Source organism: Siphonobacter sp. BAB-5385 (genome assembly GCF_002261125.1).
Classification (GTDB): domain Bacteria; phylum Bacteroidota; class Bacteroidia; order Cytophagales; family Spirosomataceae; genus Siphonobacter.
In genome coordinates this window covers 102,343-117,239 of the sequence record NZ_NMPS01000150.1, presented here as the reverse complement: position 1 = coordinate 117,239, position 14,897 = coordinate 102,343, and the positions used below count along the sequence as shown (strand labels likewise).

The following is a 14,897-nucleotide window of genomic DNA, read 5'->3' as shown; positions in this document are numbered from 1 at the left end:
CCCGAAGATGCTTTTTCCTATGAAACGAAACTACTTATTCATACTCCTCGGACTGCTGGCTCTTTCCTGTACCAAAATGCCCGTCGATGAAACAGGGCTGCTGATTACTACTCGTTCGCAGTGCTACATGACCTTCTTCGATTTACTCGGTTCAGATCACCGTACGGTGTTAGTCAGTGGTCAGACCAAAATAGATACCGTAGCCCAGACCGTCACGGCGGTGGCTCGCTTTGGTACTAATCTGCAACGCGTAAAACCCTATTGCAGTGTGGTGACGGACGCCATTGTAGAACCGACCATGGGCATCTGGACGGACTATACACAACCGCAACAATACACAGTCGTCTCGGGCAATCGGACGGTACGGAAAACGTATACAGTCACGGTAACTCTCCAGCAATAACATGAAAAAGCTATGGACTCTTTTACTGGCGGGAGTAGTACTACAGGCCTGTCAGAAATCGGACGATGAACCCAGTGGTCCGCTCCGAAACGACCTGCTCAAAAAAACGACGGGTCCTGCCGTTGTCGGTGATCGCATGGAATTTGCCTACGCCCTGGGTACGCTGGAAGGACAACTCAAAGAGGTACGGGTGGAAGCTACCATTGCCGGAGGAACAGGTACGGGATTCAGTCGGTATTCCTGGTATACGAACCGAAATACCGGCGTGGATCAACCCGTGCAAACGGCTTCGGATACGGTCACGACTGGAGCGGTTTCTACGGCTACGCTGCTGGGGGGCGAAAACCAGTCAGCCGTTACGTTACGCTATTCCTATGCTCCTACGGAAGAAGCCAAGGGTCGTGAGGTGCGGTTTCGGTTCAGTGGTACTTCCTCGACTGGAAAAGAAGTACGGTTTGAGTCGCCAGCTTACCGCATTAGTCGTATGGATATGAAGCGTACCCTCCAACTCACCGACGGAGCTAGAGCCTACGTGTCCATTGCCGACATGGCGGTATACACGAAAGAAGAAGTGGAACGTAATAATCTGGCCGCCAAAATTGATTTCGTGTACCTCTACCGACCGACGTTAAGCGGCTTTACTTTCGGTCACGCCTGGGTGGCTCCCTCCCGAAGCCAGTACTTGAGCGATATAAGCCTGCCCGCCGGATTAACGACGCGTACGCTGATGGACAAACGAGTCGATGTAAAAGATGCCCAGCTTCGCGGTACGGCGGGTTTTGATGTCTATATTGACGATGTTGATCTGGAGCGTACCACCTTTACTCATGCGTCGGATTACGCCTTTGGTCTAACGGCTGATCAGGGAGCGTTCGTCAAAACGGCCGATGGAGCGTATACAGCTTATGTGTACGTCAATGCGGTGAATAATACGGGAAAGAGTATGACGGTGAGTATCAAACGACTACAACTTAATTAATGCGTTGAGGGCTTCCGTATCGGAAGCCCTTGCTACCTCCTGCTGATGAACCGACTAATCGCGTTACTCTTCTTTGCACTGACCATGCCCGCATTGTGGGCCCAGCAAAAAGCTCCCACGTTTTTGCTCGATGGTACGTTTCTGGCTCAGCAAAAAGCCCGAAGCAGGCAGGGTGATGCGGCCGTACAACAGGCTTTGGAAGCGTTAATTCAACAGGCCCGGCAAACCCTGAACCATCCTGCGTATTCGGTTACGTACAAAAGCAAAGTACCGCCGAGTGGAGACAAGCACGACTACATGAGCATGGGACCGTACTGGTGGCCCGATTCGACCAAGCCGGATGGGCTGCCGTACATCCGCAAGGACGGTCGCATAAATCCGGAACGGTATACGATTAAGGATGCTACCTACCTGCACCAGCTTTGCGAAGATGTACAGCAATTGGCCGTAACCTATTATTTCACGGAAGATGAAACCTACGCCCGCCGGGCCGCCGAATTGCTACGCGTCTGGTTTTTGAATCCCGAAACCCGGATGAACCCGAACCTGAACTACGGGCAGGCGATTCCCGGGGTCACCGATGGGCGAGGAATCGGATTGATCGACAGCCGCTATTTTGCCGCATTGGTAGATGCCGTGCAACTGCTAAAACCCTCCAAAGCCTGGCCGAAAGCCGAGCATCAGGCCTTGCAAAGTTGGTTCCGTACCTTTCTGGACTGGATGCAGACTAGCCCCGTCGGCAAAGACGAGGCCGATGAACACAACAACCACGGAACGTATTACGATTTTCAGGCAGTGGCCATGGCCTTATTCATTGAAGATACCGCCCTGGCCCGCCGAATGCTGGAGCAGCATACCCTGCCCCGCATCAGTAGTCAGTTCGCAGTCGATGGCAGTCAGCCGCACGAACTGGCTCGTACCGTTTCCTGGGGGTACTGCGTCATGAACCTGCAGGGCTTCTTTGGACTGGCCTTGCTGGCGGAAAGTCTCAACATGAATCTCTGGAATTACGAGACACCCGAGGGAAAAGGGCTCAAAAAAGCCTTCCTATGGCTATTACCTTACGCCGAAGGCAAAAAGCCCTGGACGCACCAGCAAATCAAAGCCATGCACCGGGAAGAGTTCATTCCTTTGCAAGCCTTGGCGGCCCGAAAATATCCGGAGGTTCCTGCTGTAACGATCCCGAATCCCAGCGGTTTTATGCGTCTTACCCAAGCCCTTTTCTAACGTTGCATGAAACGATACGTCCTTATCGGCTGGCTACTCTGGCTGGCTGTCCCGGCTCTGGCTCAGCAAAACTTACTGAGTGGGAAATTTTCGGTGGAAGCACTACAAAACGTACTGATTCCGCAGCGGGAATGGACGCCCTTTCCGCGTCGGGAAGATCGGGCGGGCTGGGCTCAGGCCGATTCCGGGATGATGAAGGCGTACGTGAAAAAAGCCGAAACCTATCTGAATTATGAATGGCCTTACGTACCCGCTACGAAATCCCTCCTGATCGAACGTACGGGTAATCGGGATGAATACCAAAGCATTAGCTTTCAGAAACGGGATGTGCTGGGGGTCCTGCTATTGGCGGAGATTTACGAAAATCAGGGGCGATTTGTAGACCCCATTATTGATGGCGTCTGGTCCATTTGTGAAGAATCTTTCTGGGGAGCTTCGGCTCACCTGCCCCGCGAGGTCAAGGGTCTGGTGGATGTTTCCAAACCCTTTGTCGATTTGTTTGCGGCGGAAACGGCAACGTATCTGGCCTGGGTGGACTATTACCTGGGCGATAAACTGGACGCCGTGACCCCGCAAATTCGCAAACGTATCTATTACGAAACCAATCGCCGGATTTTTGAACCACTAATGAATCAGCCCCACAGCTGGATGCAAAGTCATGCTAATGGTCGGCCGCCCAATAACTGGAATCCCTGGATTTGTTCGAACTGGCTGAATGCTGTACTGCTGCTCGAAAAAGAGGATCAAAAACGGGCCGCAGCGGTACACAAACTACTGGGCGTGCTCGATAATTTCTTAAATCCCTATCCGGCCGACGGGGGATGCGACGAAGGTCCGAGTTACTGGGGAGCCGCTGCCGCGTCCCTGTATGACAATATTTCCATGCTGAATACTGCCTCGCGGAATGCCTTTGCTTACGTGTATGCCGACGAAAAATTCCGGAACATGGGCCGCTTCATCTACCGGGCTCAAATCAGTCCCAACTATTTCTTAAACTTCGCCGACGCCGATCCGCAACCCGGTATGGCAGCCACGATGATCTACCGCTACGGCAAGGATATTCAGGATGCCGATATGATGCGGTTTGGAGCTTACTATCGCAAACCCGAAACGGGGGCCTTGCCGCGGTATCATTTCTTCCGCAACTTCTACGCACTCTTTATGCAGCAGGAATTTGAACGGGCGGAAAAAGGACTCGCTCTGCCCGCTGACGTCTGGTTACCGGACCTGCAGGTATTCGCCGCCCGCGACCGGGCGGGTACCACGCAGGGGTTTTACCTGGCTGGTAAGGGGGGACATAACGATGAAAGTCACAATCACAATGACGTCGGCAATTATGTTGTGTATTTCGACGGACAACCGTTGCTCATTGATGTCGGCCGCGGTACGTACACGCGAAAAACCTTTAGTAGTCAGCGGTACGACATCTGGTACAACGGCTCCGCTTACCATAATCTGCCCACGATCAATGGTTTTAGTCAGCCCCCAGGAAATACGTTCAAAGCCCGGCAGGTGACCTATCAGGGCGGAAAAGAGCAGGTAACCTTTTCGCTGGATCTGACTCAGGCCTATCCAGCCGAAGCGGGCGTGAAAAGCTGGAAACGGAGTATGCGTCTGAAGCGGGGTAGGGAGGTGATCATTACGGATCAGTTTCACCTCAAAAAAGCCGACAGTCTCAGTCAGCATCTGATGACCTGTTATCCGGTAGAAGTAGGCAAAGAGGGGCAGCTCATCCTCCGTAGTAAGGGACAAAAAGGCAGAGTCGTGATTTTGTGGTACAGTACGATTCCCGAAAATGGGAGCCATTCGTAGAGAAAGTAGCCCTGCAAACGCCCGAAGACCAAGGCATTCGGACCAAGTGGGGTGATACCATTTACCGGATTACGCTGAAACGATTGCAGCCCATAACCACTGACCACCTCGCCCTGACCGTCGCCCCTCTGTAGTCAATCTAATGAAAAAGCCGCTTCCAATACAGGAAGCGGCTTTTTTGTGGAACAGCCTAGACCTGAACCTTGCTCTGTAGCGTTCGTAAGGCTTCTTCCAGCGAGTCAATCTGCTCGGGCGTGGCCTGAGCTTTCCCGCTGGAAATGAATTGCAGGGCTTCCTGTACGTAGAAAAAATGCTCCAGATCCTGGAAATGATCAAATTCCTGATCGCTTTTATCTTTGGTTAGCAGATGAATAATCAGACGATTCTGGGCTTTTAAACGGGCCATTTCGGATAAAATGGCATTCGTGTCAATGTTGTTTACAAAAATCTCGGCGGTGTTCATAGCGTAATGGATTGACTTGATATAGGTAGTAAGGCAAGCGTTGGTATAATATCTGTGCCATAATGAACTTTTTTGAACGAAAAATCTATTGTGAGCTATTATATTGTGAACAATTAATAATACATTTATTTCGCGTTTTCGAAAAAAGTGCGGAAAATAATCTACATACTTCGGATTAAGCCCGTATTCCCCCCGTAACCATTTCCAGTTAGGTATTGTTTTTGTATTTTTTCAACATTATTATCAATAAATCAAATAATTTTTATAAAAATTAGACGTAAATGCTGGAAGATCGTGAAGCTCTAGTTAATTTTATTCAATATTTCTCAATCAGGTATTTTCCACGGGTTTCAGGTCTTTATGACTAAGGATTTTTTTTAGTTATTGATTTCTGCAACTCCAGTAAAAAGTTTGGTATTATCTTTTCTTTACGCAGACGTAAACAAAAGATAAACGGTTTTATAGTCCTTCCTTCAACATCAGCAAGTAATATCGCAGCTTAATTCAGTACGCTTTTCTGGGGTAAAGGAGTAGACCTATTCCTGAAAGCCCGGAAACGCAGACTACAAATAGAACCTTGATAAAGGATCTCTATAGTAAACTTAGTTTGAAGCAGTCCGTTTTATAAAATTGGTATCAGTTTGTGGATTACCTGCTTTACTAGAAAATAGTATACGTGTTAGTGTTACATTTATCTCATTAGCCTACGCAATGACAAAAAAGAGCTTCACTGCTCATTCATAGTTTACATAGCTAACAACTTACCGCCGCCATCGGGAGTGTTGCCGGTTCTTCGCATGCCCCAGGCATGCCTTACTTATCCGTTTGCTTCTCAGTATCCGTTAACGTATAGTTATTATCGTTACTGCCGGTAATGGCAATGACGTATTGATTTTCCGTGGAGTTTACTGACCTCTGAAGCTACTTCGTAACTGCACCTTGTCTGCTCAAGGTCAGGCTTGTATTGCCCTTTGCTAAACGAATCTACCTACTTATTCTAAACTAATACACCTCATGAAGTATTCATTTGTCTCCCAAATGATGGGCCTGCTGGGCGTAGCTATGCTCTTTACGCAGTGCCAGAAAGACGACAGCGTAGCCCCAAAACCTACGACCCTGTCAGCAAACGTGAAATCAATGAGTCTGAATGAAATCCGGGCCATCAGTAGCACTGTCGCTCCGGATAGTATATACCTGACCGATCAGGGAAAACAGGGTTTATTTAAACTCGTAACTACGGATAAGAAAAGCAAAGACAACACCGGAATTACGCTGGTTACCAGCAATGGGCTGCGTTACAAGCGGGCGTTTAGCGGTGCGGCCAACGCCACCTGGTTTGGAGTAAGTACGACAGATTCGGATATTGGTCCAGAACTGCAGGAGGCCGTCAATGCCTATAACGTCGTAACCATTCCGGATGGATCGTATTCGCAGGTCACGAAAGTGATTCTCCGTAGCAACGTAACGATCAAAGGAAACCCCGGTAAAGTGACCCTTAAACTCAACGGAGCCGGATATATTTCCTTCCAGAACTTCTGGAGTGAGCAACAACTGGAAAACATTACCATTGATGGTATCAACTGGGAAGTGTCTTCAACGGCGAAAGTGGAAGGTTCGTACGGTCCCATTACGATTGATGGTCCGACCATAAAAAACTTCCTGGTACAAAACTGCCAGAGTATCCACACCTCGAAAACGGCTAACGTGAACTGGTTTTTCCTGAAAGTATCGCCGGGTAAATCAACGGACAACATCATCGTTCGGAATAACTACGCCCGCGGCGGACGCATGGGCGTGGAATTCCTGGCCCAGCGATTACCTCAGAAGTACCTGGGTAAGAACATTACCGTTTCAGGAAACCGGTTTGAGAATTGTGGCTTCGGTATTTCGATTGCTGGCTCATTCGACAACGTAACGGTCGATGCCAATTACCTGAAAGACTGTCCGACGTACGGTGTGGAATTCGCTGGATGGTTGCACAACTCAACGTTGTCCAATAACCGTTTCGAAGGTAAGTTCGCGGATTTGTTCGCCGGAAACTGGGAAAATGATGGCGACGGCACGATTGGTGAAGGAACACACATGTTTGGAAATCGTACCATCGGTACCTGCACCGGGAAATGGACGATTCGGAACGGTTTCAATATGCTGATGGAAAATAATTACATCAACATGACGGGCGTACTGGACCTGACGGGTTCGACTAACAATGCTCAGATTACGGGTAACAAGATCATTAGCACGACCGAAAACAAAGTAATCCAGATCAACTACGTCGGTAACCTGCGTTTCATCAACAACTACATCAGCAATGAAAATGTAAAAAATAGCTGGCTGGTGATTATCGTGAATGGAGCCGGAGCAACGAACAATCTCTTTACCAACAATATAATCGTGAAAAGCTCGGGTGGGTATGTTGGCTACGGAAACGGTGCCAGTATTAAGTTCTATAATAACTACGACAAAGACGGAAACGTGATTACGCTTTAACCAAAGCCGCGGATCCAGATAGCCCTGGGTTAGGGATTCAATTAAAAAAGGGCACCCCGCCAGGTGCCCTTTTTAATTGAAGGTACATTCCAGCAGGCGATGCCCATCAATGTCTATGGGCAGCTGACGAACCACTTTAATCTGTTGGGCATTGATGAATTTTTCCATCTGGTAGTGACTGGATTCATCGACTACGTAGAAATGAGGGAAATTCGCTTTGGTGAAATCTTTGGCCAGAATCAACCCTGGAACCTGATATTTTTCCCGAACGGATTTGAGAATCTTATGTTCGACGGTAGCACTGAGGATATTGGTCGGTACGGCAGCCGTGGGCCAGTGAATCAGGTAATGCACCTGTTGCGGAAACTTGTGAAACCAGATGGGCAAAAAGTAATCCGCCGTTTCTACAAAGACCGGATACCGGGGATTCATTTGCGGCAGGTACGATAGAATGCCTTTTGGAAAATGGACGACTTTGCGATTCTGATAGAACACGAAAGCTCCGATTATCAGAGCATACACGGGTGCGAGCCGGTACCAGCCCGATAGCCGGGGAGGGGTGTAGAACTGGTAAAAGGCGTACATCAGTTGAAACATAACTAACAGATGGTTAGGCCATAAATACCGGCTGATGAAAACCGACGTATGCACCAGACTAACCGCAAGCGAAATCAGAATGGTACTGAAATAGATAAATCCCGACAGAAGATAGAATTGGAAAGCTGCATCCGTACGAAAGGCCGCGTAGCCATCCCTGAGTTTTTTACGCAGGATGAAAACGAAAAGAAAAGCCACCCCAAAAAAACGGAGGTAGGGCAGGAAGGCCAACCAGCTTCGTTGCTCCAGCGAGTACGAAAGCGTAGGGCTCAATTCACCAACGGTAGTAAAGAAGCTTTGCCAGGTAGGAAGCGGAATCCAGGAGTGAGGCTTACCGGCTTCGGTCTGAATCTGAAAACGAGTGAACCAGCCCGCAGCCCACAGCAATAGGGTGAGTACATGAGCCCCCATCGGCCAGAGATATACTGATTGTCGTTTCGACCAGAGCCAGAGCAGAAAGAAGAAACTTCCCGAAGCCGCCAAATAGAACAGACCAAAATTATGTGTTAGACTCAGCCCCAGCCCTAGCAGTACGAACAGACCCAGGTAGAGCCGATGGCGAGGTTCAGCAATCAGGCGATGGAGTACTATAAAGTACGGCAGACTGATCAGTAAAAACAGGGCGTAGGATCGCACCTGTGTTGCTAAGGTTAAATTCAGGTACGTGAAAGCCGCAATCAGGGTAATCAGCACGAAGTTGGAAAGTGGCGTGCCCATTAAGGTTGTGGTGTACCAGAAAAACAAGGCTAACGTCAGAGCAAAGAAGACGATGGAGACCATTCGCAGGAACTGGAAATCCAGGGAAATAGCGTGTCCCAGCATCCAGTACACATTCACAAATAGCGGGGGATTGGCGTCCATGCCGCTTACCAGAGCATCATTGGCGTGGGCCAGCGAGGGATCTGACACGAGGAGATAACTCAGCACTTCATCCATCCATAACCAGTGATCTTTAAAGAATAAAGAAACGATCAGGCTCAGCGAGAAGATCAGGAAGATCCCGAGACTGAGGGACAGAGTTTGAGTAGATATACGATTCATGAATACGCGGTTTGGTGGGAAGGGCCAGTAGGTCGTATGCAGCCTGCTTAAGCCAGCACCGGGATGGACTCCTGCAAGCCGTAGCTCTGGTAAATGTCAAGGTATTGCTGAGCCACTGTTTCCAGGGGAAACCGGGCCCGTACCATGTTCAGTCCCTGTTTAGACAGGCGTTCGTACAAAGCGGCATCTGTCAGCAACTGGTGCATCGCATCGGTCATGGCTTCGGCTTTAGTAACGTCTACCAGCAGTCCGCCGTCCTGTACCACCCAGGGAACAGCTCCGCTATCCTTCCCCGCTACGACCGGAATACCGTAACTCATGGCTTCCACGAGTACCATGCCGAACGACTCTTCCAGCGAACTATGCAGTACGAAGGTACTCCGGGAGATATTCTCCAGCACCGTTGAGTACTTGGTTGTACCCATGAAAACGACATTGGAAATGTTGTTTTCCCGACAAAATGCTTCTGCTTCTTTGCCCGGCTCGAAGGCCGTACCCATTGCCCATAATTCAGCAGTCGGGTGTTGCTGGAGCAATGCTTTGAAGGCCAGCAGGGCCTTGATATTATTCTTGCGGTCGTCCCAGCCATTCACCACCACACTGATGATAGGTTTTGTAACCGGGGCTGGTTCGCCCAGGCGGTCAGGTAGGGTGACCGGGTTAGGTACCACCATGACTTTCTGCGAAGCCCAGGGACTTACCGTGTCGGCCATGTAAGGGGATACCGCCGTGAACCAGCGGCCCTTGCGGAATACCTGCCGGGCCATCAGGAGCAGGAAAAAACGGTTGAGGGTACGAACGTAATTGAAAATAACCTGGGCGTTGTCGTGCACCGTAATGATGGCGTTGGGGGTATACGACAGAGCCGCCATCGCAAATTCGTAGGTCCAGTGGGCATGCACCGCTTCCGGCTGAAAGCGATCCAGAATTTCCCGCATCCGTCGCCGTTCGAACCGGTAGAAATCCAGATTACGGCCGATCCGTTTGCCATTGGGTCGAAAAATCCGTTGCCGGCAGGGCACAACCACGTAGGTAAGCAGTCCTTGTTCGAGGATAAAAGACGGTTCGTCGGCACTCAGCGTATCGTCGTGGGTAATCGCCAGAACCCGATGGCCCATGCTGAGGTACGCCTTGATTAAATTGGTGATGAGCGGAGCCCCCTCCCGGCCCTTGGGATAGGAGGGTTGAATAGCGGAGGCCGGAAGTAAATCCCGGGTAGCGATGAAGCCTAGGATAGCAATATGCATGGTTTCGGATCAATAGGGGTTGAAATGCCTTCGGCGTACGGATTAGGGGGTAGAAACCTCTGCCGACGTACGGGAAGCCGAGGGTTTCATAAGGGCCGGGTACAGGTCATCCACGAAACGCCGGATTTTATGATCCCAGATAAGTCCCTTGGCGATTTCATAACCGGCCAGACCCATCTGACGGCGTTCTTCGGGATGAGCCGCCATCCATTCCACGCCCCGGGCCAAAGCGGCTACCACTTCGGTTTCGTTCGTAACCGGAACCTTGATGCCGTTACTGCCATTCACTAATTCGCCCTGACCGTGTAAGTCCAGCGTCAGAATTGGCATACAGTACGACATGGCTTCTACCAGCTGGTGCGGACAGGAATCCCGTAAACTGGTAAAAAACAGAACGTCCGAATCGATGTAGTACTGTTTCATCTGATCATACGAAACCTGCCCCACCCAGTTGACGCGGTTTTCGACGCTGTAGGTTTGGATGTAGCCGGGAATATGCTCGACCATTTCACCTTGCCCTCCCACAATCGTGAGTCGTACGGAAAGCTTGGGATCGACTTTACTCAGGGCCTGAATGGTCAGTTCCAACGCCTTGCGGGGCAGCATCCGACCCGTCCAGAGCAGTTCGAGGGTTGCCTTTGGCGGATGTACGGTGACTTCGCGGGGAAGAAAATCCAGAGCCATGCCCACATCCCAGATACGCTCAATGGGCTGGGTTGGCCGCAATCGCCGTACCAGATCATAGGTATCATTGTTCGTTACAATTACTAAATCCGCTTTTTTCAGCATTCGGAAATAGGCTGGATTCGTGTATTCCAATACTTTGCCGACAATATCCCGCATCCATTCACGAGTCCAGTGCGAGCCAAAGTAGCGTTTAAGGGCTTTGGGAGCCCGCTGGCCGCCACCAGCGGGTCCAAAGATGAAAGGCTTACCCAGTTTATACAGGAAGCTTCCCAGTTGCAAACTGCCGTACGTGGCATGATGAATTAAATCGAAGTTATGTTGCTGGTCGAGTTTCCTGCCCACCTGATACGCCGCCCACTGCCAGTAGAGGTAATGGAAGTACATACCAATGAGTCCTTTCCAGCAAAATTTATCGACCCACGCCGGTACCCGTACGTAGTGAACGGTCAGATTGGGGTAGAACCCACCCGCCAGAATGGGGTCAATCCGATCTTTCCCATCCACCAGCGTCAGGCAGTGTACTTCCAGGCCACTGTTACTCAGGTGAATGGCGTAATTCCAGCCATTGCCCTGCTCGGAACCCATGTTGGGAATACAGGCGTAAGTCGATAAAAGTATCTTTTTCATACAGCTTATAAGGGTTTCATCAATCGCATTTTACGCAGGAAAAATCCGGCACAAATGCGTCCTACGTCGAAACAGAAATAAACGAGTTTGGTCTTGGAATGGTCAATGGCGAAGTTGTAGCGAACCTTCAGATTCGTCGGTGATTTGATGGACGTGAAGCTCTCGATGAACTGCTTGGTCGTAATCATCCGCTCGACCTGAATACCACTGGCACTCACGAATTCCTGTACCACGCTTTTCACATCGACGATCAGCGGATACCCGGCTTTTTTCGCCCGAACCGAAAAATCAATATCGGACATGTAATGAATGTATTTCCTGGAATCGAACAGACCGATTTTTTCGAACACCTCCATCGGAATCAGCGTGCCGCGTCCGGGCAGCGAATCCGATACGACGTGATCGGTACGTTTGACGAGTTCCTGATAATCAAAGTTGTAATCCTCGGCCATGTGACGGCCACCCGCCAGGTACAGTTCACAAACGGTACCGCAGAATTCAAGTTTATTCGGTTCGTCGCTATTGACACTGACTGAACCAATAAGGCAGGGCTGAAACCGGGCATACGCATCCAGGAGCGATTGCAGGTAATCCGGTTCCATTTTGGTATCGTCGTTGAGCGTCAATACAAAATTCGCCTCATTGCGATCCTGATGTTGGAGGGCATACCGAATGCCCCAGTTGGTTGCTTCCGTCCACCACAAACTTCCGTCTCCGGTCAGGATAACGGTGTCGGGAAATTTCTGACGGATCATTTCCGCCGTACCATCCGAGGAACCGTCATCCACGACGATGGCCTGAAAATTTCGGTACGTTTGATCTGACAGACAGGCCAGGCACTGTTCGGTGAACGCTTTACGATTATGGACGGGGATGACAACGCTGATCATAACGGTTGGGAATTAATAGTTTCTTCGGTAAGAATGACAAGCTCAGGTTCGGAAGGCTGTTCAAAATCCTCCGATTCGTTCGGGAATAGCCCATAGTACATGGCCAGTCCCACAAAGCCCCAGAAGTATACGGGCAACTGGTACGAAATACTGAAAAACAGTCCACTGATGAGAAAGCCAAACAACGTGGATTGTTCGGTTGTGAAAACTTCGTTGCGTCGGTACATGATCACTAGCGTACCCACAATCAATAACATATTCAGGAAAAGTCCCACCGCTCCGTAGTTGTAGAGCATGTCGATGTACTGCGAGTGAATGATGGTGCCTTTTTCGGGGAAATCTTCGTTTTCCATGATCTCGCCCCGGTCATATCCTTCGTACCGCCAGCCCAGCATGAGGCGTTCGGGAATCTTGCTGATGTAAAATTCCGACTGTTCGAGTCGCCAGCTGCCGGTTTCGTCTTCCTTGGGGTCCAGAATTCCACCGACGTTTTCAAGAAAAGCCTGCGTTTTAGCTTCGGGCAGTAGCGTAACCGCCGGAGCCAGTAAACAAAGCATCACCAGAAACGTACCCAGGGTTTTGCCGAGGGGCAGAGCCTGTTCAGTGATTTTTCCAAACAAGCCGAATACCACGAGTAGAAACGCCGCCGCACCCGCCGCCGAGATGACTGAGCGGTGCAGCAGAAAAACGATAAGTGCGAAGGTCAGTATGGATTTGAAGAAGTCGGAGAGCCGGTGTTCCCGTAAGTACATAATCATGTAATACAGGAAAGGAATGGTCAGATACAGGGATTCGGGAGCGGTAACCGTACGGCTTTCAGAGGTCAGACTATACGAAAAAATCTGTCCGAGAAAAATCTGATTGATCAGGTAAAAACTAAAAATCAGCCAGTTGGCATACTTGAGTTTAAACGGTCGGGCCTGCGTAGCCACGTAATACGTAACCATCGCCAGGCCACTGTAAAAGAACCGCTTGATGACGAAGTACGAATACATCCAGGTACCGTAGAGGTACTTCGATTCCAGGACGAGCAGGACCACCCCCAGCAGCATCGGCCAGGCCATCACTTTAAAAAAAGCAGGGTAGTGTAAATAACAAAGCACCAGGGCGGGTATGCCGATCAGGGCTACCACGTTGGTAAGCTTATCCAGAAAGGGGCTCAGCGTATTGCCCCCGTGGCTGAGAGCACTGACCCCAAACAGGAGTATGAATAAAAGAATGCGATAAATCCAGACCATAGAAAGGCTTGTGGGCGGTTCGACCTATTAAACGGGAATGGCTTGTGCCGTAACCAGCGACGGCTCCTGAGCCGTTTGCCGGTAAAAGTTAATCAACTCACTGACCGACTTGCGGTGATTGAATTTGTAATCAGCGTGAACGGCCTGAGCTTCGGCCAGACTCGCCCGTCTGTCGGCTTCGAAATACGGAGCAATTTCATTGGCCAGACTCCGGGCGTCGGTACCCCGCAACGGTCCGTTTGATTCGGGTAACATTTCCGGAATCCCACCGACGGGCAGAGCCAGTACGGGCGTCTGCACGGCAAATGCCTCGATGATGGAATACGGACAGTTATCGTTCAGGGCCGTGTGAATGTACAGGTCACTCTGAGCAACGAGCTGCCAGGGAGCGGCGTGCCGTCCGTAAAACTTTACCTGTTCTTTCAGGCCCAGCGTTTCAGCGAGCTGCTCATATTCCCTGCGTTTGGGGCCATCTCCAATCAGCCAGATGTTGAAATTGGAAAGGTTACGCGAGCGTAGTTCGTGACCAATTTCAATCAGCAGTTTCTGATTTTTCCGTTCGTCGATATGACCTACATTCGTAATGGTTAGGGTAGGGGAGGGAGTCCGGGAAACGGACAGTCCTTCAAGTTGTACCGTATTCGGCAGTACGCGTTTACTAATGTCTTCGGGCAACAGGTGCCGCGACTGGGTATAAGCGTAGTTGGAAACGAATACGTAATTCTTTACGTACGAGAACAGGTATTGGTACCAGGCCGTCAGCTTGCGGGTAAACCAGGGTTTCAGATCATAGGCCAGTACCAGTTCCTTGACCGGATCATCATTGAAATGACAGGTCAGCATAATCGGGGTCCGGCGGCCCAGGGCCAGGTAAGCGGCAACGCCCGAGCGTACATCCTGAGCATGAATAAGGTCGATGCCCGCATGGCGGAGTTTACGGGTTGCCAGGTACAAACCGGTGAAGTAAGCGAACTCATCGTACACTACCGAGGAGGCTCCCCCCAGCGGACGCATGATGCGTTTGAGCACGCCGAGCACTTTCTTCCAGACGGTAGGCGTATGCGAGGCATCCACCTGCGTAACCTGCACGCCTTCGCGGGTCAGGTCCTTCGCCAGCGTCCGGCAGTAGGTCACCACGCCCGAAGGCGAGGTAGGAACTAAGAAAGTAGCAATTAATACGTTCATGGCTGGATGAT

General features: G+C 50.3%; 13 protein-coding genes. 6 read left to right on the top strand and 7 right to left on the bottom strand.

Features of this window, described 5'->3' with window-relative positions; genetic code table 11:
• Positions 1–19: 19 nt before the first annotated feature.
• From BWI93_RS15165 to BWI93_RS28905, 5 genes are read left to right on the top strand one after another with little or no spacing between them, the layout of a single operon-like run.
• Positions 20–403 (top strand): hypothetical protein, encoded by a 384-nt coding sequence (locus BWI93_RS15165; protein WP_094812742.1) that lies wholly within the window; start codon positions 20–22, stop codon positions 401–403.
• Between the two features lies 1 nt (position 404).
• The gene (locus BWI93_RS15160; RefSeq protein ID WP_094812740.1) at positions 405–1,382 is read left to right on the top strand and encodes a DUF4466 family protein; all 978 of its coding nucleotides are present in this window, start codon (positions 405–407) and stop codon (positions 1,380–1,382) included.
• 45 nt (positions 1,383–1,427) lie between these two features.
• Entirely contained in the window at positions 1,428–2,609 is a 1,182-nt protein-coding gene (locus BWI93_RS15155) for an alginate lyase family protein (protein ID WP_094812738.1), read from the top strand.
• 6 nt (positions 2,610–2,615) lie between these two features.
• Positions 2,616–4,421, top strand: coding sequence for a heparinase II/III family protein (locus tag BWI93_RS15150; protein WP_255157895.1), 1,806 nt, complete (start codon positions 2,616–2,618; stop codon positions 4,419–4,421).
• A complete protein-coding gene (locus BWI93_RS28905; protein ID WP_255157894.1) occupies positions 4,382–4,555 on the top strand; it encodes a hypothetical protein in 174 nt (57 codons plus the stop codon). Before BWI93_RS15150 ends, BWI93_RS28905 begins: the two co-directional genes overlap by 40 nt.
• 56 nt (positions 4,556–4,611) lie before the next feature.
• On the opposite strand, the gene BWI93_RS15145 is transcribed toward BWI93_RS28905, so the two are convergent.
• On the bottom strand, positions 4,612–4,884 hold the full coding sequence (locus BWI93_RS15145; RefSeq protein WP_094812736.1) for a hypothetical protein: 273 nt from the start codon (positions 4,882–4,884) through the stop codon (positions 4,612–4,614).
• A gap of 1,014 nt (positions 4,885–5,898) precedes the next feature.
• On the opposite strand from BWI93_RS15145, the gene BWI93_RS15140 reads away from it, so the two are divergent.
• Positions 5,899–7,374: a right-handed parallel beta-helix repeat-containing protein gene (locus BWI93_RS15140; RefSeq protein WP_094812734.1), complete on the top strand. Its 1,476-nt coding sequence runs from the start codon at positions 5,899–5,901 to the stop codon at positions 7,372–7,374.
• 72 nt (positions 7,375–7,446) lie between these two features.
• Here BWI93_RS15140 and BWI93_RS15135 read toward each other — a convergent pair whose 3' ends face one another.
• The 6 genes from BWI93_RS15135 to BWI93_RS15110 are packed head-to-tail and all read right to left on the bottom strand — an operon-like array spanning position 7,447 to position 14,886.
• Positions 7,447–9,012 carry a hypothetical protein gene (locus tag BWI93_RS15135; RefSeq protein WP_094812732.1) on the bottom strand — a complete coding sequence of 522 codons (1,566 nt, stop codon included), beginning with the start codon at positions 9,010–9,012 and terminating at the stop codon, positions 7,447–7,449.
• Positions 9,013–9,059: 47 nt separating this feature from the next.
• The gene (locus tag BWI93_RS15130; RefSeq protein ID WP_094812730.1) at positions 9,060–10,259 is read right to left on the bottom strand and encodes a glycosyltransferase family 4 protein; all 1,200 of its coding nucleotides are present in this window, start codon (positions 10,257–10,259) and stop codon (positions 9,060–9,062) included.
• Positions 10,260–10,301: 42 nt separating this feature from the next.
• Positions 10,302–11,573, bottom strand: a complete 1,272-nt coding sequence (locus tag BWI93_RS15125) for a glycosyltransferase family 4 protein (protein ID WP_094812728.1) — start codon at positions 11,571–11,573, stop codon at positions 10,302–10,304.
• Positions 11,574–11,578: 5 nt separating this feature from the next.
• A complete protein-coding gene (locus tag BWI93_RS15120; RefSeq protein ID WP_094812726.1) occupies positions 11,579–12,463 on the bottom strand; it encodes a glycosyltransferase family 2 protein in 885 nt (294 codons plus the stop codon).
• The gene (locus tag BWI93_RS15115; protein WP_094812724.1) at positions 12,460–13,701 is read right to left on the bottom strand and encodes an O-antigen ligase family protein; all 1,242 of its coding nucleotides are present in this window, start codon (positions 13,699–13,701) and stop codon (positions 12,460–12,462) included. The genes BWI93_RS15120 and BWI93_RS15115 overlap by 4 nt, the downstream gene beginning before the upstream one ends.
• A gap of 27 nt (positions 13,702–13,728) precedes the next feature.
• The gene (locus BWI93_RS15110) at positions 13,729–14,886 is read right to left on the bottom strand and encodes a glycosyltransferase family 4 protein (protein WP_094812722.1); all 1,158 of its coding nucleotides are present in this window, start codon (positions 14,884–14,886) and stop codon (positions 13,729–13,731) included.
• Positions 14,887–14,897: the final 11 nt, after the last annotated feature.

Bases quoted from the DNA above. Each gene is read 5' to 3' on its own strand.
- BWI93_RS15135 (WP_094812732.1), bottom strand. From the start codon at position 9,012: ATGAATCGTATATCTACTCAAACTCTGTCCCTCAGTCTCGGGATCTTC.
- BWI93_RS15155 (WP_094812738.1), top strand. From the start codon at position 1,428: ATGAACCGACTAATCGCGTTACTCTTCTTTGCACTGACCATGCCCGCA.
- BWI93_RS15140 (WP_094812734.1), top strand. From the start codon at position 5,899: ATGAAGTATTCATTTGTCTCCCAAATGATGGGCCTGCTGGGCGTAGCT.
- BWI93_RS15130 (WP_094812730.1), bottom strand. From the start codon at position 10,259: ATGCATATTGCTATCCTAGGCTTCATCGCTACCCGGGATTTACTTCCG.
- BWI93_RS15120 (WP_094812726.1), bottom strand. From the start codon at position 12,463: ATGATCAGCGTTGTCATCCCCGTCCATAATCGTAAAGCGTTCACCGAA.
- BWI93_RS15110 (WP_094812722.1), bottom strand. From the start codon at position 14,886: ATGAACGTATTAATTGCTACTTTCTTAGTTCCTACCTCGCCTTCGGGC.
- BWI93_RS15125 (WP_094812728.1), bottom strand. From the start codon at position 11,573: ATGAAAAAGATACTTTTATCGACTTACGCCTGTATTCCCAACATGGGT.
- BWI93_RS15165 (WP_094812742.1), top strand. From the start codon at position 20: ATGAAACGAAACTACTTATTCATACTCCTCGGACTGCTGGCTCTTTCC.
- BWI93_RS15145 (WP_094812736.1), bottom strand. From the start codon at position 4,884: ATGAACACCGCCGAGATTTTTGTAAACAACATTGACACGAATGCCATT.
- BWI93_RS15150 (WP_255157895.1), top strand. From the start codon at position 2,616: ATGAAACGATACGTCCTTATCGGCTGGCTACTCTGGCTGGCTGTCCCG.
- BWI93_RS15160 (WP_094812740.1), top strand. From the start codon at position 405: ATGAAAAAGCTATGGACTCTTTTACTGGCGGGAGTAGTACTACAGGCC.
- BWI93_RS15115 (WP_094812724.1), bottom strand. From the start codon at position 13,701: ATGGTCTGGATTTATCGCATTCTTTTATTCATACTCCTGTTTGGGGTC.